Source organism: Sphingomonas sp. AC522 (assembly GCF_979258125.1).
Map to the genome: position 1 here is coordinate 2,526,001 of NZ_OZ409836.1, position 21,199 is coordinate 2,547,199.

The 21,199-nt window shown below is 64.3% G+C and carries 22 protein-coding genes; 13 read left to right on the forward strand and 9 right to left on the reverse strand.

From position 1 onward, the window contains the following. Positions 1-3: 3 nt before the first annotated feature. The 8 genes from ACZZZM_RS12585 to ACZZZM_RS12620 form a co-directional block, all read right to left on the reverse strand. Positions 4-1,986 carry an acetyl-CoA carboxylase biotin carboxylase subunit gene (locus tag ACZZZM_RS12585; RefSeq protein ID WP_463595433.1) on the reverse strand — a complete coding sequence of 661 codons (1,983 nt, stop codon included), beginning with the start codon at positions 1,984-1,986 and terminating at the stop codon, positions 4-6. Further along, on the reverse strand, positions 1,986-3,062 hold the full coding sequence (gene bioB, locus ACZZZM_RS12590; protein WP_463595434.1) for a biotin synthase BioB: 1,077 nt from the start codon (positions 3,060-3,062) through the stop codon (positions 1,986-1,988). The genes ACZZZM_RS12585 and bioB overlap by 1 nt, the downstream gene beginning before the upstream one ends. Then, the gene (locus ACZZZM_RS12595; protein ID WP_463595435.1) at positions 3,059-3,400 is read right to left on the reverse strand and encodes a hypothetical protein; all 342 of its coding nucleotides are present in this window, start codon (positions 3,398-3,400) and stop codon (positions 3,059-3,061) included. The genes bioB and ACZZZM_RS12595 overlap by 4 nt, the downstream gene beginning before the upstream one ends. Next, on the reverse strand, positions 3,397-5,538 hold the full coding sequence (scpA, locus tag ACZZZM_RS12600; protein ID WP_463595436.1) for a methylmalonyl-CoA mutase: 2,142 nt from the start codon (positions 5,536-5,538) through the stop codon (positions 3,397-3,399). The genes ACZZZM_RS12595 and scpA overlap by 4 nt, the downstream gene beginning before the upstream one ends. Continuing rightward, on the reverse strand, positions 5,535-6,311 hold the full coding sequence (locus ACZZZM_RS12605) for an enoyl-CoA hydratase-related protein (protein WP_463595437.1): 777 nt from the start codon (positions 6,309-6,311) through the stop codon (positions 5,535-5,537). The genes scpA and ACZZZM_RS12605 overlap by 4 nt, the downstream gene beginning before the upstream one ends. A 129-nt stretch (positions 6,312-6,440) precedes the next feature. Continuing rightward, complete coding sequence (gene mce / locus ACZZZM_RS12610) at positions 6,441-6,860, reverse strand: methylmalonyl-CoA epimerase (protein ID WP_463595438.1); 420 nt, start codon at positions 6,858-6,860, stop codon at positions 6,441-6,443. Positions 6,861-6,867: 7 nt separating this feature from the next. Continuing rightward, positions 6,868-7,089 carry a hypothetical protein gene (locus ACZZZM_RS12615; protein ID WP_463595439.1) on the reverse strand — a complete coding sequence of 74 codons (222 nt, stop codon included), beginning with the start codon at positions 7,087-7,089 and terminating at the stop codon, positions 6,868-6,870. 9 nt (positions 7,090-7,098) lie between these two features. Further along, positions 7,099-8,625: an acyl-CoA carboxylase subunit beta gene (locus ACZZZM_RS12620; protein ID WP_463595440.1), complete on the reverse strand. Its 1,527-nt coding sequence runs from the start codon at positions 8,623-8,625 to the stop codon at positions 7,099-7,101. 103 nt (positions 8,626-8,728) lie between these two features. On the opposite strand from ACZZZM_RS12620, the gene ACZZZM_RS12625 reads away from it, so the two are divergent. The 3 genes from ACZZZM_RS12625 to ACZZZM_RS12635 all read left to right on the forward strand — a co-directional run bounded on the left by ACZZZM_RS12625 (position 8,729) and on the right by ACZZZM_RS12635 (position 11,516). Then, positions 8,729-10,123, forward strand: coding sequence for a helix-turn-helix domain-containing protein (locus ACZZZM_RS12625; RefSeq protein WP_463595441.1), 1,395 nt, complete (start codon positions 8,729-8,731; stop codon positions 10,121-10,123). Positions 10,124-10,266: 143 nt separating this feature from the next. Continuing rightward, positions 10,267-11,025, forward strand: coding sequence for a class II aldolase/adducin family protein (locus ACZZZM_RS12630; RefSeq protein WP_463595442.1), 759 nt, complete (start codon positions 10,267-10,269; stop codon positions 11,023-11,025). Then, positions 11,013-11,516 (forward strand): hypothetical protein, encoded by a 504-nt coding sequence (locus ACZZZM_RS12635; RefSeq protein ID WP_463595443.1) that lies wholly within the window; start codon positions 11,013-11,015, stop codon positions 11,514-11,516. The genes ACZZZM_RS12630 and ACZZZM_RS12635 overlap by 13 nt, the downstream gene beginning before the upstream one ends. A gap of 17 nt (positions 11,517-11,533) precedes the next feature. Here the strand turns inward: ACZZZM_RS12635 and ACZZZM_RS12640 are convergent, their stop codons facing one another. Further along, on the reverse strand, positions 11,534-12,334 hold the full coding sequence (locus ACZZZM_RS12640; RefSeq protein ID WP_463595444.1) for a DODA-type extradiol aromatic ring-opening family dioxygenase: 801 nt from the start codon (positions 12,332-12,334) through the stop codon (positions 11,534-11,536). A gap of 279 nt (positions 12,335-12,613) precedes the next feature. Between ACZZZM_RS12640 and ACZZZM_RS12645 the strand changes: the two genes are divergently transcribed. From ACZZZM_RS12645 to ACZZZM_RS12690, 10 genes are all read left to right on the forward strand, one after another. Then, positions 12,614-13,132 (forward strand): (2Fe-2S)-binding protein, encoded by a 519-nt coding sequence (locus tag ACZZZM_RS12645; protein ID WP_463595445.1) that lies wholly within the window; start codon positions 12,614-12,616, stop codon positions 13,130-13,132. A 107-nt stretch (positions 13,133-13,239) separates the two neighbouring features. Further along, a complete protein-coding gene (locus ACZZZM_RS12650; RefSeq protein WP_463595446.1) occupies positions 13,240-14,130 on the forward strand; it encodes an RcnB family protein in 891 nt (296 codons plus the stop codon). Positions 14,131-14,229: 99 nt separating this feature from the next. Then, on the forward strand, positions 14,230-14,946 hold the full coding sequence (locus tag ACZZZM_RS12655) for a 2OG-Fe(II) oxygenase (protein WP_463595447.1): 717 nt from the start codon (positions 14,230-14,232) through the stop codon (positions 14,944-14,946). Positions 14,947-15,208: 262 nt separating this feature from the next. Next, positions 15,209-16,972, forward strand: coding sequence for a single-stranded-DNA-specific exonuclease RecJ (gene recJ, locus ACZZZM_RS12660; RefSeq protein WP_463595448.1), 1,764 nt, complete (start codon positions 15,209-15,211; stop codon positions 16,970-16,972). A gap of 47 nt (positions 16,973-17,019) precedes the next feature. After that, a complete protein-coding gene (locus ACZZZM_RS12665) occupies positions 17,020-18,093 on the forward strand; it encodes an ABC transporter substrate-binding protein (protein WP_463595449.1) in 1,074 nt (357 codons plus the stop codon). Then, positions 18,090-18,728 carry an SCO family protein gene (locus ACZZZM_RS12670; protein ID WP_463595450.1) on the forward strand — a complete coding sequence of 213 codons (639 nt, stop codon included), beginning with the start codon at positions 18,090-18,092 and terminating at the stop codon, positions 18,726-18,728. Before ACZZZM_RS12665 ends, ACZZZM_RS12670 begins: the two co-directional genes overlap by 4 nt. 37 nt (positions 18,729-18,765) lie before the next feature. Beyond that, a complete protein-coding gene (locus ACZZZM_RS12675) occupies positions 18,766-19,185 on the forward strand; it encodes a cupredoxin domain-containing protein (RefSeq protein WP_463595451.1) in 420 nt (139 codons plus the stop codon). 161 nt (positions 19,186-19,346) lie between these two features. Continuing rightward, positions 19,347-20,117 carry an ABC transporter permease gene (locus tag ACZZZM_RS12680; RefSeq protein WP_463595452.1) on the forward strand — a complete coding sequence of 257 codons (771 nt, stop codon included), beginning with the start codon at positions 19,347-19,349 and terminating at the stop codon, positions 20,115-20,117. Continuing rightward, complete coding sequence (locus tag ACZZZM_RS12685; RefSeq protein ID WP_463595453.1) at positions 20,107-20,838, forward strand: ABC transporter ATP-binding protein; 732 nt, start codon at positions 20,107-20,109, stop codon at positions 20,836-20,838. Before ACZZZM_RS12680 ends, ACZZZM_RS12685 begins: the two co-directional genes overlap by 11 nt. 159 nt (positions 20,839-20,997) lie before the next feature. Further along, entirely contained in the window at positions 20,998-21,174 is a 177-nt protein-coding gene (locus ACZZZM_RS12690) for a hypothetical protein (protein ID WP_463595454.1), read from the forward strand. Positions 21,175-21,199: the final 25 nt, after the last annotated feature.

Sequence of the window (21,199 nt, forward strand, 5' to 3'; positions counted from 1 at the left end):
CGGCTATTCGAACTCGAGGATTGCCGCATCGACCGCGAGGCTGTCGCCCGCTGCGAAATTGGCTGCCTTGACCGTCCCCGCTTTCTCGGCGCGCAGGATGTTCTCCATCTTCATCGCTTCGACCACCGCCAGCGGCTGACCAGCCTCAACCTTGTCCCCCGGCGACACGTGCAGGCGCGTCAGCAGCCCCGGCATCGGCGCGAGCAGGAAGCGGCTCATGTCGGGCGGCACTTTCTCGATCATGTGATGGCGGTATTGCCCCACGTGCGGCGGCAGGACTTCGACCAGATGCGAGGCGCCGTGCGCGGTCAGCTTCCACTTACCCTGCTTGCGCTCGACTGCGACGCTGAGCGACGCCCCGTCGATCTCCGCCACGAACAACGGATCGCCGAGCTGCCAGTCGCTATCGAGCTCCATCGCCTCGCCATCGACGATCAGCTCGCCCGCCTCGTCATTGACGTGGATTTGCTCGTCCTGGATCAGCACCACGCGCTCGCGGGCGACGTCGATATTCTCGGAAAGCTGCCCCGATATGCACGCGGCCCGCTCGGCGCGCTCCAGATCGACCAAAGCAGCCACCGCCGCCAGCTTGCGCTTCAACGCGGCCGATGCCGGCGCGCCGTGAAAGCCCTCGGGATATTCCTCCGCGATGAACCCGGTGGTGATCGCGCCGCTGCGGAAGCGCGGATGCTGCATCAGCGCCGAGAGGAAGTCGATATTGTGGCCGATCCCCTCGATCCGGAAGGCGTCGAGCGCGCCGATCTGCTTATCGATCGCCTCGTCGCGCGTCGCGCCATGGGTGATCAGCTTGGCGATCATTGGATCGTAGAACATCGAGATCTCGCTGCCCTCGACCACCCCGTCATCGACGCGCACGCCCTCCTCCGCATACGGCGGCTGGTAGCGCACCAGACGACCCGTGGAGGGCAGGAAGCCGCGATACGGATCCTCGGCATAGACGCGGTTCTCGATCGACCAGCCGTTGATCTGCACCTCGTCCTGCGTCAGCGGCAATCTCTCGCCCGCCGCGACGCGGATCATCAGCTCGACCAGATCGAGGCCCGTAATCTCCTCGGTCACCGGATGCTCGACCTGCAGCCGGGTGTTCATCTCGAGGAAGTAGAAGCTCTCGCCCGTCGTATCCGCGCCCGAGACGATCAACTCCACCGTGCCCGCGCTGTAATAGCCAACCGCCTGCGCCAGCGCGACCGCCTGCTCACCCATCGCCTTGCGCATCGCCGGCGTCACGAACGGCGACGGCGCTTCCTCGACGACCTTCTGATGACGCCGCTGGATCGAGCATTCGCGCTCGTTGAGGTACAAAACATTGCCGTGCTGGTCGCCGATCACCTGGATCTCGATATGGCGCGGGCTGAGGATGAACTTTTCGATGAACACGCGGTCGTCGCCGAACGACGCCAGCCCCTCGCGCTTGGTCGCCTCGAAGCCTTCGCGAACGTCCTGCTCGCTATATGCCAGTCGCATCCCCTTGCCGCCGCCCCCGGCCGAGGCCTTCATCATCACCGGGTAGCCGATATCCCCGGCGATCTTCACCGCCTCGTCGGTATCGGCAATCTCACCCAGATAGCCCGGCACGACATTGACCCCTGCCGCTTTGGCGAGCTTCTTGGATTCGATCTTGTCGCCCATCGCCGCGATCGCGTTGGGCGGCGGCCCGACAAACGCGATCCCCGCCTCGGCGCAGGCCTTGGCGAAGCTTTCGCGCTCGGAAAGAAAGCCATATCCCGGATGGATGCAGTCCGCGCCGGTTTCCTTGGCCGCGAGCAGGATCAGCTCGGCCTTGAGGTAGCTCTCTGCGGCGGGCGCCGGCCCGAGCCGCACGGCTTCGTCCGCCATCAGCACATGCGGCGCCCGCGCGTCGGCATCCGAATAGACCGCGACGGTAGCGATCCCCATCTTCTTTGCGGTGCGCATCACGCGGCACGCGATTTCGCCGCGATTGGCGACCAGGATTTTCTTGAACATCAGACGGTCCTAAATTCTGTTTCGTCACCCTGAACTTGTTTCAGGGTCCAGCCCTCCACCGGCGAAGGCCTCGCCTGCTGCCCGGTGCATGCTGAAACAAGTTCAGCATGACGGGAGGAGGATGAGCTTCGCAGCCCCAAGCGCGCAAACAACGCCGCATCCTTGTCGTCGCCGGCATTGCCCGTGGTCAGCAGCTTGTCCCCGGTGAAGATCGAATTCGCCCCCGCCAGGAAGCACAACGCCTGCGTCGTATCGCTCATGCTCTCGCGCCCCGCACTCAGCCGCACCATGCTCATCGGCATCGTGATCCGCGCCACCGCGATGGTGCGGACGAACTCTACGTCGTCGATCTTGGCCAGCGGTGTATCCGCCAGCATATCGCCCAGCACCGTGCCCTTAACCGGCACCAGAGCATTGATCGGCACGCTCTCCGGATGCACCGGCAGCGTGGCCAGCGCGTGGATAAAGCCAACGCGATCTTCCCGCGTCTCACCCATCCCGACAATCCCGCCGCAGCACACGTTGATTCCCGCCTCGCGGACATGCTCGAGCGTGTCGAGCCGATCCGCGAACGTCCGCGTGCTGATCACCTCGCCGTAGCGCTCGGGCGAAGTATCGATATTGTGGTTGTAATAATCGAGCCCCGCCTCGCCCAGCGCCTGCGCCTGGCCCGGCGTCAGCATGCCCAGCGTCATGCACGTCTCCATCCCCATCTGCCGCACGCCGCGGATCATCTGGGCCAGCGCGGGGACGTCGCGATCCTTGGGATTGCGCCACGCCGCGCCCATGCAGAAGCGCGAGCTGCCATTGTCCTTGGCCTGCGCCGCCGCCTGGAGCACCGCGCGGACGTCCATCAGCTTGGTTGCCTTGAGCCCGGTCTCGGCATGCACCGATTGATTGCAATAGCCGCAATCCTCGGGGCAACCGCCGGTCTTGATCGACAGCAGGGTCGAGAGCTGAACCGCATTGGCGTCATGGTGCGCACGGTGGATTTCGGCGGCGCGAAAAACGAGTTCGGCAAAGGGCAGCGCAAACAGCGCGGCGATTTCCTCGCGGGTCCAGTCGCTGCGCGTCACGCCCGCAGCGTCCGCGCAAACAGATAGAGGAACATGCCGACGCCCAGCGACAACAGCACCGGCGAGGCGATCCGATAGAAATTAAGGTGTTTCGCAGGGCCACTGGTTTGCGAGCGTGCACGTACGATCTCGCCCGCGCCGCCGAACGACATGATCGCGGCGATCCCAACCACAACTACCACCATTCCCAGCTGCAGGCGCGACTTGGCCTCGACCTTGTCCACCATCGCCACGATGCCGCCCAGCGTGAACAGGCACAGCGAGGTCAAATGCTTGAAGAAATCGTAGAGCAGCAGTTCGCCGCTCTTCGCGGCCGTGGGATCCTCGTCCTCGATCATTCGGCAGCTTCCTCGGCCGGGGGCATATTGTGCCCGAGCAGGCGAAGCACTTCCTCCGCGGCGTTCACAAGGTTGGTGCCCGGCCCGAAGATCGCCTGCACGCCAGCCTCGCGCAGGAACTCATAATCGCGCGCCGGGATTACGCCGCCGGCGATCACCTTGATGTCCGCACGGCCCGCTGCCTGAAGTTCCTTGATCAGCTCGGGAATCAGCGTCTTGTGCCCCGCGGCGAGGCTCGACGCCCCCACCACGTCGACATTCTCGTCGATCGCGAGCTTCGCGCTCTCGGAAGGGGTCTGGAAGAGGGGCCCGGGCACGACTTCGAAGCCGAGATCGCCGAATGCCGAGGAAACCAAATTAGCGCCGCGGTCATGCCCGTCCTGCCCCATCTTGGCGACGAGCATGCGGGGCTTGCGGCCCAGGCGACGTTCGGTAGTAGCTACACCATCCTTCAGCCGCTCCCAGCGCTGGTCGAACGCATATGCGCCTCCGTAAATGCCCTTCACCGGCTCAGGCTGCGTCGCATAGCGGCCGAACCCCACTTCCATGGCGCTGCTGATCTCGCCCAGCGTCGCCCGGGCGCGGGCTGCGGTCACCGCAAGTTCGAGCAGATTGTCGCTGCCGTGGGCGCCGGCCTTGAGTGCTTCCAACGCCGTCTGGCACGCCGCCTCGTCCCGGCTCGCCTTCACGCGCTTGATCCGAGCGATCTGCGCATCGCGGACGGCATGATTATCGATATCGAGCGTCTCGATCGGGTCCTCATCGGCCTTGCGGTACTTGTTGACCCCGACGATCACCTGCTCGCCGCGATCGATCCGCGCGGCGGTGGCGGCCGCGGCTTCCTCGATCATTGCCTTGGGCCAGCCATGCGCCACGGCCTTCGCCATGCCGCCATCGGCCTCGACCTTCTTGATGATCGCCCAGGCTTTATCGACCAGCTCCTGGGTCAGCGCCTCGACATAATAGGAGCCGCCGAGCGGATCGACCACCTTGGTCATCCCCGTCTCTTCCTGGATGACGATCTGGGTGTTGCGCGCGATGCGTGCCGAAAAATCCGTTGGCAGAGCAATGGCTTCGTCCAAGGCGTTGGTATGCAGGCTCTGCGTTCCGCCCAGCATCGCGGCCATCGCCTCGATCGTCGTGCGCATCACATTGTTGTACGGGTCTTGCTCGGTCAGCGACACGCCCGAAGTCTGACAATGCGTGCGCAGCATCTTCGATCGCTCGTCCTGCGCGCCGAGCTGCGTCATCACCCGGTGCCACAGCACCCGCGCCGCGCGCAGCTTGGCGATTTCCATGAAGAAGTTCATGCCGATCGCGAAGAAGAAGCTAAGACGGCCTGCGAACTTGTCGATATCGAGGCCCGAGGCGACCCCGTATTTCACATATTCCATGCCGTCGGCGATGGTGAAGGCCAGCTCCTGCACCTGCGTCGCCCCGGCCTCCTGCATGTGATAGCCGGAGATAGAAATACTGTTGAATTTCAGCATGTTGGCCGACGTATATGCAAAAATATCCGAGATAATCCGCATGCTCGGCTCGGGCGGGTAAATGTAAGTGTTGCGGACCATGAACTCCTTGAGGATGTCGTTCTGGATGGTCCCGTCGAGCAGGCTCTTGTCGACGCCCTGCTCCTCGCCGGCGACGATGAAGAAGGCGAGGATCGGGATCACCGCGCCGTTCATCGTCATGCTGACCGACATCTGATCGAGCGGAATCCCGTCGAACAGGATCTTCATGTCCTCGACGCTGTCGATCGCCACGCCCGCCTTGCCGACATCGCCGGTCACGCGCGGGTGATCGCTGTCATAACCGCGGTGCGTCGCGAGATCGAAGGCGACGCTCAGCCCCTTCTGCCCCGCGGCGAGATTGCGGCGGTAAAAGGCGTTTGATTCCTCGGCCGTCGAGAAGCCGGCATATTGCCGCACGGTCCACGGACGCCCGGCATACATGGAAGCGCGCACGCCGCGCGTGAACGGCGCGAAACCGGGCAGGCCGGGATCGATATCGCCAATATCTTCCTTGGTATAGAGCGGCTTGACGTCGATACCTTCGGGCGTGTGCCAAGTGAGGTCCTTGCCCTTCACTTCCTTCGAAGCGGCGGCTTCCCAGGTTTGGAGGGTCGGCTTCTCTGTCACTTGCCCTTGAACTCCGGCTTGCGCTTCTGGAGGAACGCCGCGACGCCCTCTTGGAAATCCTGCGAACGCGCCGCGACCGACTGGTGGTCGGCCTCGAGCGCCAGCGTCTCCTCCAGCGTTCCGCTCAGCGCGGCCTTCACCTGACAGCGGATCAGCCCAAGCGCGATCGTCGGCATTGCGGCAAGCCGCCGGGCATAGTCCATCGCCGTGTCGAACAGCGCGCTTTCGTCCACGACATGCGTGACCAGCCCCGCCTCCTTGGCGTCATGCGCAGGCAATTTCTGGCCGAGCAGCGCCATTTCCAGCACCTTGGCGCGCCCCGCCGCTTTGGCGATCAGCCAGGTCGCCCCGGCATCGGGCACCAGCCCGATATTGGCGAAGGCGAGCAGCAGATAGGCCTGCGTCGAAGCGACCACGATGTCCGCGCCCAGCGCCAGCGATGCGCCCGCGCCCGCTGCCGGCCCGTTGATCGCGCTCACGATCGGGATCGGCAGATCCGCCATCGCCTGGCTGACCGGGTTGTAATGATTGCGCAGCCGATCGCCCGGATCGCCGCCGCCCGGGCTCATATCCTTGAGCGACGCGCCCGAACAGAACGCCCTGCCCTCACCCGTCAGCAACACCGCGCGCGCGCCCTCATCGGCCGCGCGGTTCAGCGTCGCCGCGAGCAGATCGAGCATGTCCATGGTGAGCGCATTGAGTTCGTCCGGCCGATTGAGCCGGATCACCGCGACATCGCCGTCGCGGACGTAGAGAATCGATTGATCGCTCATCCAAACATCACTCCGTCACCCCGGCCTTGTGCCGGGGTCCAGCGCACCGCGCATGATGCATCCGCCGCGACGCGCAACGCGTGCCGCCCGCTGGACCCCGGCACAAGGCCCGGGTGACGATGCGGGGGATCAATGCGCATTTTTGGGCGTCTCCATGATCTCGGTCAGCACGCCGCCCATATCCTTGGGATGCAGGAAGAAAATGGGCGTCCCATGCGCCCCAATCCGCGGCTCGCCGAGCACGCGGCACCCCCGCCCCTCGAACCACGCCTTGGCCTCGTGAATATCGGGCACTTCGTAGCAGAGATGATGCTGCCCCCCAGCGGGGTTCTTGGCGAGAAACCCATGGATTGGCGAAGCCTCGCCCAGCGGCTCGATCAGTTCGATCTGCGCGTTCGGCGTATCGACGAAACACACCTTCACCCCCTGCGCGGGCAAGTCGAACGGTTCGCGGATCACCTCCGCGCCCAGCGTACCGCGATACAAAGCGATCGACGCTTCGATCGAAGGCGTCGCGACGCCGACATGGTTGAGACGGCCGAGTTTCATCGATTTGTCACCCAAAAATCATCAGATTTAGTCCGTAGACAAAAGCCAGCGCACCCAGAATCGCCGCGACGTAGGTCCACCCTAAAATCCACCGGTACCCCTTCTGATCCCGAGGGGCCCAGCGGTACTTGCCGCGCGCCATGCCATCACGACGGTCTCGCCGCGCGTCGCGAAGAGACATTACGGCAATAAACGCGCCCGCCGCGGCGATCAAAAGACCCTCGCTCATCGCCGCTCCTCACAGCGGGATATTGTCATGCTTCTTCCACGGATTCTCCAGGCTCTTGTTGCGTAATTTGCGTAGCCCCAGCGCAATCCGCCGCCGGGTCGAATGCGGCATGATCACTTCGTCGATGAACCCTTTGCTCGCCGCCACGAACGGATTGGCAAACCGCGCCTCGTATTCAGCAGTCCGCTCGGCAATCTCCTCCGGCGTGCGCCCGCGAAAGATGATCTCCACCGCGCCCTTTGCGCCCATCACGGCGATCTCGGCGGTCGGCCAGGCATAATTCAGATCGCCGCGAAGATGCTTCGAGGCCATCACATCATAGGCCCCGCCATAGGCCTTTCGGGTGATCACCGTGATCTTGGGCACCGTCGCCTCGGCATAGGCGAATAGCAACTTCGCCCCATGCTTGATGATCCCCGAATGCTCCTGGCCGACGCCGGGCAGGAACCCCGGCACATCGACAAACGTCACGATCGGGATCTCGAACGCATCGCAGAAGCGCACGAACCGCGCCGCCTTCTTGCTTGAATTGATGTCGAGGCATCCCGCCAGCACCATCGGCTGGTTGGCCACCACGCCCACCGTGCGCCCCTCGATCCGGCCAAAGCCGATCAGGATATTGCCGGCATGGCTCGGCTGCAGCTCGAAGAATTCGCCCTCGTCCAGCGTCTTTCGGATCAGCTCGTGCATATCATAGGGCTGGTTGGCATTGGGCGGGATCAAAGTATCGAGGCTATCCTCGATGCGGTCCCACGGATCGTCGCACGGCCGCTCGGGGACCTCGTCGCGGTTCGAGGCGGGAAGGAAGTCCACGAAGTCGCGGGCCGCGAGCAGCGCCTCGATATCGTTATCGAAGGCCACATCGGCGACCCCCGACTTCGTGGTATGCGTCACCGCTCCACCCAGCTCCTCCTGCGTGACGATCTCGTTGGTAACGGTCTTCACTACATCCGGGCCGGTGACGAACATGTATGAGCTATCCTTCACCATGAAGATGAAGTCGGTCATCGCGGGGCTGTACACGGCGCCGCCGGCGCACGGCCCCATGATCAGCGAAATCTGCGGCACCACGCCGCTGGCGAGCACATTGCGCTGGAACACTTCGGCGTAACCCGCGAGCGATGCTACGCCCTCCTGGATCCGGGCGCCGCCCGAGTCATTGAGCCCGATCACCGGCACCCCGACCTTCATGGCGTTGTCCATGACCTTGCAGATCTTCTCGGCATGACGCTCGGACAGCGATCCGCCGAACACGGTGAAGTCCTGGCTGAACACATAGACCAGCCGGCCATTGATCGTACCGCTGCCGGTGACCACGCCGTCGCCCGGCACGGTCTGTTCGGGCATGCCGAAATCGACGCAATTATGCTCGACATACATATCGAGTTCTTCGAACGAACCCGGATCGAGCAGCACTTCGATCCGCTCGCGCGCCGTCAGCTTGCCCTTGGCATGCTGCGCATCGATGCGCTTTTGCCCGCCACCCAGGCGGGCGCCGGCGCGGCGGCGTTCGAGTTCGGCAATCGTCGACGACATGCGGGTCTCCCGGATAGCGGCGCCTTCTGCACAGAGCGCGCCGCGGCACGCAAATGCAATGTTGCGAAGTTGCGTCGTAACACTTTGCATATATAGTCGGCGCATGGCCCTACCACGCCGCCGCCTGTTCGAAGGCTTCCGCCTGAAAGATCTGCGCCGCCGTGTGGGCGCGAGCCAGGCGGCCATGGCCCAGCGCCTCGGCATCTCGGTCAGCTATCTCTCGCAAATCGAGAATAACGACCGCCCGATCACCGATATCGTCCTGTTGGCGCTCGCCCGCGAGTTCCCCCTCGAAGCATTCGGCGGCGAGGACGAGACCGCAGCACTCCTCCGCACGCTCGACGCCGCGACCGATTCCAGCGTCCCCGCCGGTCGGCTGAGCGAGGCAGACGTCCGCCGCGGGCTGGAGCAGCAGCCGCTCCTTGCCCGCCGCATGGTTGCGCTCCATGACGCCTGGCGTCGCAGCCAGGAGCAGCTCCGCGTCCTTGACGACCGCTTCGACAGCGGCTCCCCCGGCGCCGCGCCCCTGCCCTGGGAAGAAGTCCGCGACTGGTTTCAGGCCGAGGGAAATTATATCGACGCGATCGACCGATCGGCCGAGACACTGGCCGACGCGCTCGAACCCGGCTCGCATGGGCTCGAGGAAAGGCTGCGACTCTGGCACGGCATACGAACAGTCAGTGAAGACGGCGACGGCAGCCAGCTCAGCCGCTTCGACGAACCAAGCCGGACGCTCTCGCTCAACACAGCTCTGCCCCCCGAAAGCCGCGCCTTCCTGCTCGCCCACCGCCTGGTCCGCTATGAATTCGCCAACGAAATGCGGCTGGTTGTGGACCGCTCGGGGCTCGCCGCGCCCGCCTCACGTGAATTGCTGAGCGTGGGCCTCGCCAATTATGCCGCCGGCGCTTTGCTCATGCCTTATGGCGCCTTCCGCGCCGCCGCGCACGAATTCCGCCACGATATCGATCGCCTCCGCCAGCGTTTCGCAGTCAGCTTCGAGCAGGCCTGCCACCGCCTCTCCACCCTCCAGCGCCCCGGCGCGCAGGGGCTCCCCTTCTTCTTCTGCCGCGTGGACATGGCGGGCAACATCACCAAGCGCCACTCGGCCACCCGCCTGCAGTTCGCCGCGCTCGGCGGTGCCTGCCCGCTTTGGGTCGTCCACGAAGCCGTCGCGATCCCCGATCGCATCCTCGTGCAATTGGCGGAGATGCCCGATGGCACGCGTTACGTCTCGATGGCCAAGGGACTGGTAAAGCCGTCGGGCAGCTATGCCCGTCCCTCCCGCCGTTACGCAGTGGCCTTGGGCTGTGAGGAAGTCCACGCCGCCGATTTCGTCTATGCCGACGATCTCCGCCTGGGCGGGCTGGCAATGCCGATCGGCGCATCATGCCGCATCTGCCCCCGCACCGATTGCGACCAGCGGGCATTCCCCCCGGCCGGTAGCGTGATCGCGATCGATCCCGATCGGCGCTCGGTGGTGCCGTACGCTTTCTCCTAGCCTCCGTGCGAATGCCTGTTCCCCTGCGAAGGCAGGGGGCCAGCCTCAGAGTTCAAGTCTGGGCCCCTGCCTTCGCAGGGGAACATTGATGCAAGGGCCAGCCAGTGGCATATCGCAACTAAAGCAAATCCAGGAGAGACGCCATGGCCACCGCGATCGCAACCGCGCAGATGACCGAAGCCGAATGGGAAGCCCGCCAGCAGCTCGCCGCCTGCTACCGCGTCTTCGATCACATGGGCTGGTCGGAGATGATCTATAACCACATCACCCTGAAGATTCCGGGCGAGGAAGGCGCGTTCCTGATCAATCCGTTCGGGCTGCATTTCAGTGAAGTGAAGGCCTCGAACCTCGTCAAGATCGACATCGACGGCAACAAGCTCGACGACAGCCCCTATCCGGTAAACCGCGCCGGCTTCGTCCAGCATGCATTGTTCCACCGGCATTTGCCCGACGCCCACTGCATCGCCCACACCCACACGACCGCCGGCATGGCGGTCAGCAGCCTCAAGGGCGGGCTCAAGCCGGTCAATTTCTACGCGTGCAACTTCATCGGCCAGCTCTCCTATCACGACTTCGAAGGCGTGACCGTCCGCGACGAGGAAGGCGAACGCCTCCTCGCCAATCTCGGCGACAAGACCATGATGCTGCTCCGCAACCACGGCATATTGGTGATGGGCAAGACTGTTCCCGAAACCTTCGTCAAGCACTGGGCCCTGCAACGCGCCTGCGAGATTCAGCTGGCGACCTTGTCGATGGGCGAGCCACTGACCGTGCCGCCCGAAGTCATCGCCGTCCACCAGCGCGACCTGTACATGGCGCAAGTCCCCGGCGGCCCCGGCGCGGCCGACTTCGCGGCGATGGTGCGGCTGGTCGACAAGAAGGACACGAGTTGGCGGGAGTGACGGGCATTCGCGCACTGGTAGCCGCATTGACTGCACTGCTGCTCGCCGGCACCCCGGCGCTCGCCTGCGAGCCCATCCCCAGGCCGGCACCCGAGCCCGGTGAGAGCGCTGCCGCATATGACGCCCGCATGGATGCCATTTATAAAGCTGACCAGGCGAAGCGGCAGCGCACCAGCTGGTATGCCGCCACGCGGATCGCGCTGGTCAAGATCACCTATTCACGGCGCTATAAATACATCTATCGGAGCGGGAACACTGGCGCCTTTGTCAAATCCCTGCGCTGGATCCGTGGCGGACGCCGTAGAATCAGTTTCGAATTCCGGCCTGTCGGTGCCTGCTTTCCCGAAGCCGTGGTCGCGGCGGGGGAAGTTGGCAAAACCTATGTGGTGCTGTTTTCGGGATCAGCGCTGAAGCGGAACAACATTCTCGATGCCTGGAGCCCCGACCAAACGCTCGACCCGGAAATGCAACGCGCGCTCGCGGGCAGCTAAGCTTGCCTGCCAGCGCGTTACCCAAACCGAAATCCGCTCACCGCCCAGCCTAACACATGGTCGCGGTAATCGCACACCGCCGTGTCATCCCCTCCCGCGCCCAGCGCGACCATCAGCGGCAGCAAATGCTCTTCCCGCGGATGCGCGAACTTCGCATGCGGCAAGCGCTCCCAGGCAGCCACCCGCTCCGCCCGTCGCGCCGGGTCCGGATCGGTCACCGCATCCACCAACGCCGCATCCCATTCGTCCGAAGCCGCAGTCGCCGCCTCCCCGCGCACCCGCAGATTGTGGAAGCTCATGCCGCTGCCGACGATCAGGACGCCCTCATCCCGTAGCGGCGTTAGCGCCCGCCCGATCGCGATATGATCCCCCGCATCTAGATCGCGCCGCAGCGACATCTGCGCCAGCGGGATATCCGCCCCCGGCACCGCGACCTTCATCGGAATGAACACGCCGTGGTCCCAGCCGCGCTCGCGCTCGACACCCACGGGAAAGCCCACACCCTCCAACAGTGCCTTGGCCCGCAGCGCGACGTCCGGCGCACTCGGCGCATCCCAGCGTAGGCGATAGGTATGTTCCGGAAACCCGCCATAGTCATAGAGCAGCGGCTGCCCGCTCCCGACATGCACCGTCACGTCGCGCTCTTCCCAATGCCCCGAGACCAGCAGGATGGCCCGCGGTCGCTCCGGCAGCGAGGCGATCAGCCCGGCCAGATAGGCCTGCATGCGAACCCACATCGGATCGGGCGGGCCACCCGCGGGGTCCATGAAGAAGCACGGGCCGCCGCCGTGCGGAATGAAGAGCGTAGGAAGTGTCATGCAAGACATGTCGGCACGGCAGATGCACTACGCAACGCTCGTTCCTGAAACGACTCGTTTCCTACGTCGATGATGATCCGGATGTAGGAAATGGCATGCCACGCCCCGCCTCGCTCTTTCTCATCGCAGGACACGCTTTCCAAGGCAGGGCAAGATTTTGCGGGCAAACATACTCTTTCGTGCGCTTCATAGTCACTGCAACCTTTGGGAACATTCGCGCGAAACGGGGGTAATCGGCGCGGTTGGCTCGCTGCGCAGGCCACGCTACACCGCCCCCGCATGACTCGCTTCACCGTCAACAACCAGCCGGTCGAATACAGGATGGACCCGCGCACCCCCTTGCTCTGGGCGCTGCGCGACGCTTCCAATCTCACCGGGACCAAATATGGCTGCGGCACCGGCGATTGCGGGGCGTGCACCGTCGATATCGACGGCACCGCGCGACTCGCCTGCCAAGAGACGATCGGCGGGCTCGAAGGCACCTTCGTCACCACGATCGAGGGGCTGTCCAAGGACCGCAGCCATCCGGTCCAGCAGGCCTTCATTGCCGCGAACCTGCCTCAATGCGGCTATTGCATCCCCGGCATGGTGATGGCCGCATCAGTACTGTTGCGCGCCAATCACAATCCTTCCGAGGCCGACATCAAAGACGCCATCCCCAATATCTGCCGCTGCGGGGTCTATCCCCGCCTGATCGGGGCGATCGAGCAGGCCGCCCGGATCGCGCGCGGCGACGAGGCGCTCGATGCGCTGGGCGGCGCGCAACCTCCTGAAGCGCAAGCAGAACCCGCTCCCTAATTCCTTTCAATCGGCTGACACCGGAATTCAGGAACCGGACAGTCGCCGGCTCGTAGTTAAGCATCACTCACAACCCGGCGCCCTTGCCGGTCGAGCGGAGACACAAGATGAGGAAGACCTTGCTCGCGGCGATCATCGCCGCAACTGCACTGGTCCCGCCGGCAGCGCTTGCGCAGGACCGGGGCGGCCGCGGCAGCAATCGCGAACGCGTTCAGAATAACGAAAATGCCGGCGGCAGCGCCGTCCGCGAAAATCGCGGTGGCGGCAATTGGGGCGGTCAGCGCACCCAGGCGCAGCCTCAGGCACAGGCGCAACCGCAGCAGCAGCGCAGCTGGGGTGGCGGCGATCGTAACCGTGGTGGCAATCGCGGCGGTGACGGCCAGGCCCGCGGCAATTGGCGTCAGTCGCAGCCTGCCCAAGCTCAGCCTGTGCAGCCGGCCCAATCGGCTCAGGCCGTGCAGCAGCAGCGCGGCAACCGCGGTGATAATCGCGGCAACCGGGGCCAGTGGAACAACGGTCAGCAGGGTCAGCAGACCCGCCAGTCGCAGCAGAGCCAGCAGTGGCGCGGCGGCGATCGCAACAATCGCGGTTGGAACGATCGCAACCGCGGCAACGACAATCGCGGTTGGAACGGCAACAATAATAACAACAATCGCGGCTGGAACGGCAATCGCAACAATGGCGGCCGCTGGAACAATGGCTGGCGCAACGACAACCGCTACAATTGGAGCGGCTATCGTAATACCAACCGCAGCATCTTCCGCCTGCCGCGTTATTATGCGCCATCGGGCTGGGGCTATGGATATCGCCGCTTCGGGATCGGCTTCACGCTGAACTCGATCCTGTTCGGCCAGCAGTATTGGATCAATGATCCGTTCTACTATCGCCTGCCGGAGGTCGATGGGCCGTATCGCTGGGTTCGCTATTATAACGATGCGCTCCTCGTCGATATCTACACCGGCGAAGTGGTCGACACGGTTTACGACATCTTCTGGTAAGAGAGCCCGCACTCTCGCCAGAAATCCTGAGGCCCGGATGGAGACGTCCGGGCCTCTTGGCATCTTGACCCCGTCCCTTCCAAAGGCGATTTGGCGCCTGTGAAGATCGTCGCAAAGGTACAGGGATCGCCGTCCGCGCACCGGGCACGGATCGGGCGTGAAGTCGCGGCGCGGCTGGAGGCGGACCCGCATATCGCCCGCGCCAAGACCGAGACGGCGCAGCTCTATACCTATCCTAATTTCCTCAGCGATCACGAGTGCGACCTGCTGATCGAGCTGATAGATTCGGCCGCCCGCCCTTCGACGCTGCTCGCCACGCATGACGATCCCGATTTCCGCACCAGCAGCTCGACCGATCTGGATCGCTGGTCAGACGCGGTGTGGCCGATCGACGATCGCATCGCTTTGCTGCTCGGCATTCCGCCCGAAAACGCCGAGACGATGCAGGGCCAGCGTTATGCCGCCGGCCAGCAATTCCGCGCCCATTGCGACTATTTCCACGAGCACGCGCCTTATTGGCAGAAGATGCTCGAATATGGCGGGCAGCGCACCTGGACCGCGATGGTCTATCTCAACGAGGTCGAGGAAGGCGGCGCGACTTGGTTCCCGCGCGCCGGCGTCCGCTTCAAGCCCAAAAAGGGCCTGATGCTGATCTGGAACAACATGCTGGCCGATGGCAGCCCGAACTACGACACGCTCCACGAAGGCATGCGCGTGGTCGAGGGGCAGAAATATGTGATCACCAAATGGTTTCGCGAGAAAACCTGGATCCGCGGCCACATCCCGACCTACACCAGCAGCGGCGACCAGCGCTAAGGCTGAAGCGCGACGTGCAACTGCCTGCCTTCAGGGGCGGCTAGCGCATAGATCCAAACCTTCTCTCCCCGTCACCCTGAACTTGTTTCAGGGTCCATTTCTCCACGGCACGACGTCGCCTGTTGCACGATGGATGCTGAAACAGGTTCAGCATGACGGCGAGATGGGAGGAAGGATCATTGGCAATAGCCCCGCGCCCTGAGGTAGATCTTGGGGGATGCGATCTCGACAATCCGCCCCTGTCCGTTCATTGCCTGTTCCGATGTCCGCAGTGCTCAATGTCCACCAATCGATCCTCGGCCAGCCCTGGCGCTGGCGCGGCCTCGCAGCCGATGCGCGCGAAGGCTTGGTCCCTGACGATCTGGTGACTCAGTTGCTGCTGACCCGCGGCGTGGCGCGCGAGGAACTCGAGCAGCATCGCAACCCCAGCATCCGCGCCTTCATGCCCGACCCTTCAATCTTCAATGACATGGACAAGGCTGCCGCCCGCCTCGCCGACGCTGTCCAGGCCCGTGAGCAAGTGGCGATCTTCGGCGATTACGATGTCGATGGCGCCACCTCCGCGGCGCTGCTCGTCCTGCTGCTGCGCGATCTCGGCCTGGAAGCGCGGCCTTACATCCCGGATCGGCTGATGGAGGGCTATGGCCCCTCGGGCGAAGCGCTGGTACGGCTCAAGCAGGAAGGCGCGAGCCTGATCGTCACCGTCGATTGCGGCGCTCAGGCCTTCGAGGCGCTGGAAATGGCGCATGCTGCCGAGGCCGAGGTGATCGTCATCGACCACCACAAATGCTCGGCTGAACTTCCGGTCGCGCATTCACTGGTCAACCCCAACCGCCTCGACGAAACGGAAGGTGCCGCGCACGGGCATCTCGCGGCAGTCGGCATGGCCTGGCTGCTCGGCGCTGCACTGGTCCGCACGCTCCGCACCCGCGGCTATTTCGCCAACCGCGCCGAGCCCAAACTGCTCGATCTGCTCGACATCGTCGCATTGGGCACCGTCGCCGACGTCGCCTCGCTCCGCGGCCTCAACCGTGCCTTCGTGGCGCAAGGCCTCAAGGTGATGGCCCAGCGCCGCAACATCGGGCTCAACGCATTGATTACCGCTTCGCGCCTCACGCGCGCGCCGACCTGCACCGATCTTGGCTTCGCGCTCGGGCCGCGGATCAACGCGGGTGGCCGCGTCGGCCGATCCGATTTGGGCGTGCGACTTCTCACGACGCAGGACCCCGACGAAGCCCGCGCGATCGCCGAGGAACTCAATCTGCTCAACGAAGAGCGCCGCGCCATTGAAGGCGATGTCCAGCGCGCCGCGGAGGAATTGTGCCTCACTAAAGATAATCGCGCCGTGGCCGTGATCGCCTCGCGCGGCTGGCATGCCGGCGTGATCGGCATTGTCGCAGGGCGGCTGAAGGAAAAGCTCGGCCGCCCGGCAATCGTCATTGCGCTCGACGAGCAGGGCCTGGGCAAGGGATCTGGTCGCTCGATCCCCGGCGTCGATCTCGGCGCCGCAGTGATGGCCGCGCGGGACGCGGGGCTTCTCAACGCAGGCGGCGGCCATGCAATGGCCTGCGGCGTCACGATCTCGGAGGACAATCTCGAAGCCTTTGCCGATTTCCTCGAGGACCGGCTGTCCGAACGCGTCACGCAGTCGATGGGCGAACGCGCGCTGTTGCTGGATGCCGTGCTCGCCCCCGGCGGGATCTGCCCCGAGCTGGTCGGCGCGATGGACGAAGGCGGGCCTTATGGAATGGGCTGGCCGGCGCCACGCGTCGTTGCCGGACCGGTCAGCGTTATCAAGGCCGATGTGGTCGGCACCGGCGGGCATGTTCGCGTCATCGTCGCCGGCGAAGATGGCCGCAGCCTCAAGGCCGTCGCCTTTCGCCAGGCAGAGAGCGAATTGGGCCAGGCCCTCCTCTCGGCCCCGCGCCACCGCAAGCTATGGCTCGCCGGCCGTGCTCGCATCGACGATTGGGGCGCTAAGCCCGCCGCCGAATTGCACATCGAGGATGCTGCCTGGGCCGATTGAGGCCGCCCGCTTTGCGGGAGGGCAGCAATATCCTTATAGCTGCGGAAATGGGAAGCGAACCGCCTTCAAAGACTGGCCTCGGCCGCTATGTCGATCGCCGGCTGCTGGTGCGCGGCGCGCTCGCTGCCGGTGCGGCTGCCGCGGTCGCGCTTCCGGCGCGCAGGCTGCTGATCCCCGCCGCCGCGGCCGAACCGGTCACGGTCGGCGGTCTGGCGGTTACCTGCAATCTGACGCTGCCGGTCGCGTGCGCAGCCAACCAGGCTGCCAACCCCTTCAACACCAGCGACGCCGCGCAGCTCGCATTCGGGTTCAGCCGCTACAATGGCTGGCCGGAGCTCAAAGAATCGCTGATGTCCGGCGACGTCCAGGCGGCCTATATGCTGGCGCCGCTGGTGATGGATCTCGCCGACAAGAAGGTGCCGGTGAAAATCGTGTCGATCGGCCACCGATCGGGCGCGGTGATTATGGTCCGCGCCGATTCTTCCTATCGCAGCTTCCGCGACCTTGCCCGCAAGCGCATCGCGATCCCCAGCCGTTTCGCAGTCGATTTCCTGTTCCTACGCAAGATGCTCGCGAAGGAGGGCATGACACCCAAAGATATCGAGATCGTCGAGATGGCCCCGGCGGACATGCCGGCTGCGCTCTACGTCAAGGGCGTCGATGCCTATTGCACCGGCGAGCCGTTCGGCGCGGCGGCGCAGAAAGCGGGCTATGCCCGGCCACTCAGCATGACGCGCGACGAATGGCCACGCTATATGTGCTGCGTGCTGACAGTGCGCGAAGAGTTGATCGCTTCGAACCGCCCGCTGGTGCAGAACATGGTCAATTACGTACTTGCCGCCGGCAGGTGGCTCGACGGCCAGCGCAAGAACCGCGAGACGGCGGTCCAGATCGCCGCCAAGCGCGAATATTTCAATCAGGATCCCAATATCCTGCGCTTCGTGATGGATAATCCACAGGACCGCGTGACCTATGGCGACTTGCGGATGATCCCGCAGGAATTCGAGGATCTGATGCAACAGGCGGTTGCCGCCGGCGCGCTGAAGCATCCCGTCCCGTACGCCAAATATGTCGACGAGAGCTTCGCCCGGGCGGCACGGCCTGCGTCCATCGCGCTATGAAGCTGGGTTGGAATGCGCGGACCCTGGCGATTGCCGGGGCGCTGCTGCTGGCCCTGGTGGGCGTGGCCATCATGAGCCTCTCGCGCAATGCGACCCCTGCCCCCGCTCAGGCCGCGGCCAAGCCCATAGCGATGAAAGCCGGCGCTTTCGATCCGCCCCGCCAGGCGCCCGAGCTCTCGCTGCCCGGCTCGGACGGATCGGACGTGACGCAGGCGCGGTACCGCGGCAAGGTCGTGCTGCTGACGTTCGGCTTCACTTATTGCGCGACGGTGTGCCCGACTACGCTGGCGACGCTCGCCCAGGCCCGGCACAAGCTCGGCAGGGCGGCAGACGCGGTGCAGGTGATCTTCGTGACTGTGGATCCGGCACGCGACAATGCTGCGCAAATGCGGGATTATCTGGCGGCGTTCGATCGTAGCTTCGTCGGCGCCACCGGCTCCCCCGAGGCGTTGGCGGCGGTGCGCGAGGAATATGGAGTAACCGCGGAAAAACATGGTTCGGGCGACGACTATGTGATGGCGCATACCTCCTCGATTTTCCTGATCGATCGTGCGGGCAAGCTGCGGGCGATGATGCCGTTCGGGCATGATGCCGACGACTTCGTGCACGACCTCAAATTGCTGCTGGCGGAATAGCGGGCAGGTTATGCGCGCCAGGTCGTGGAAACGCTTTGTGACGCTCCGCGCGACCGCGAGCATAGTGCTGCTGAGCCTGCTTGCAGTGCTAGCCTGGGCTGCCTTCGCCCCGATCACGACTGCCATGCACGAAGCGCTGTACGAAATCCCGCGCGGCACTTCCGAACGCCGCATGGCGGGTGAGGATGTGCAGATCCTGCCCCAGACGATTCGCCTGACGCTTGGCCTCAACGACATATTGGTGCTGCGCAATGCTGATACCGTGCCGCACGTCTTCGGCCCCGCGCTGATCATGCCGGGCCAGAGCTTCCGGCTGCCATTCGAACAGGCATCGACGTACAGCTTCCTGTGCACCGCGCATGCCAATGGCCAGCTCAATATCGTCGTCGCGCCTGCTCCTGCCATCGGCTGGGAGCGCCTGCGCTGGCGCTGGCGGAGCCTGATGGGCAAGGTCTGACAGCGCCGCAGGTTGTAGGCATGTTGCTACCTTGTTGCGCCGACGCAACACTATCGGACGCGGGCGCCGAAATCTGCCTCCGTCCCCCTCGCCCGCCACGCTTTGGAGGTTGTGAAATCCAGGCGCCCTGACACAAAACCGATGGATTGCGGGGGAGCAGGGTGCAGGAAATCCATAGCAAGCTGGCGCGAGTCGTGCCCCCAGTCCTGTTGATCGGGATCCTGATTGCGATCTGGTGGGGCGCGGTCGCGGGAAGCGGCGGCGCAATCTTCCCGACGCCCGGCGAAGTTGCCAGCGGAGCCTGGGCGCTCGCCCAGGACGGGACCTTGTGGCAACATATCGAGGCATCGCTGTTCCGCGTCGAAATCGGGTTCGGACTGGCTTTCCTGGTCGCGATCCCACTCGGGCTGTGGATGGGCTGGGTCTCCGGCGCATATTACACGCTCAATCCGCTCTTCCAGATGCTGCGGCCAATCTCGCCGATCGCCTGGATACCCGTTGCCATCCTGTGGTTCGGGGTTGGCGACTTCTCGCCGATATTCCTTATCTTCATCTCGTCCGTATTCCCGATGATCGTCCAGACCACGGTTGGCGTGCGCACGATCGACCGGCGCTATCTGCGCGCGGCGGCGAATTTCGGCGTGTCGCGCTGGGTGCTGTTCCGCCGGGTGGTGTTCCCCGCCGTGCTGCCGGAAATCATCGTCGGCATGCGCATCGGCCTGGGCGTTGCCTGGCTGGTCGTCGTCGCGGCGGAGATGATCGCGCTCAACACCGGGCTCGGCTATCTGATCATGGATTCGCGCAATGCCGGCAACCGCTATGATCTGGTGATCGCGAGCATGATAATCATCGGCGTGATCGGGCTGTTGCTCGACGGCGCCACTCGCCTGCTCGAGCGGCTCGATACCGTGAAGTGGCGCTATGTCCGATAAGCAGATCATCGTCCAAGGCGTGAGCAAGGGCTTCGGCGCGCTGTCGGTCGTCGACAATGTCAGCTTCGACGTTGGCGATGGCGAGTTCGTCGCGATCGTAGGGCCATCTGGATGCGGCAAGTCGACCCTGCTCAACATCATCGCCGGGTTCGAGCGCGCCGATCGCGGCAAGGTTTCGATCGACGGCGTGACCGTCAACGGCCCCAGCCGCAACGGCATCATGATCTCGCAACACGGATCAGTGTTCCCCTGGCTGACCGTGCAGGACAATGTCATGTTCGGCCTGACCGGCGCCAGCGAAAGCGAGCGCAGGGAGCTTGCCCATCGCTATATCGAAATGGTCGGGCTCAGCGGATTCGAGAAGGCATATCCGCACGAATTGTCCGGCGGGATGCTCAAGCGCGCCGAGCTCGCTCGCGCCTTCGTGGTCAAGCCCGAGATCCTGTACATGGACGAGCCCTTCTCGGCGCTCGATGCGCTGATGAGCCTGAAGATGCAGATCGAGCTGCGGCGCATCCTGGACGAGGAGCGCCACACCGTGCTGCTGATCACCCATGATGTGGAGGAAGCGATCTATCTCGCCGACCGCATCCTGGTGCTTTCGCCGCGGCCGACGACGATCCAGACCAGTTTCGCAGTGGATCTGCCGCATCCCCGCAAGCTCTCAGACCCGAGAGCGCAGGAATTGCGCGAGGCTATCCTCAAAGAATTGGGGCTTTGAGCGCGGCCGAACTCTTCAGCCGACCTGCGGGATTACCGGCCCGTCGTTTTCATGCCGTGACCGGCCGGGCCTAGTGTATGATAAATTATTGCCGGCTCTTTTTTGAGCATGTCGGCGACTGAGGGCAATTGGAAGCCTCCGCGTTGGTCGGGAGGTTTTATGTCCGAAGATATCCGGAATTCGGCGAATCAAATTAGCGATGCGCCCGAAACGCGGCGCCCCCCGGGAAGCGGCGAGCAGGCCATTTCCTGGGCAATCCGGCAGTCGCGCCGGCTGATCGACGAGTCGCATCGCATCCTCAAGCAAAGCCGCAGGAACGATTCGCGATACCGTTAGTCCGGCCCTGCCCCTGCCAGGCTGA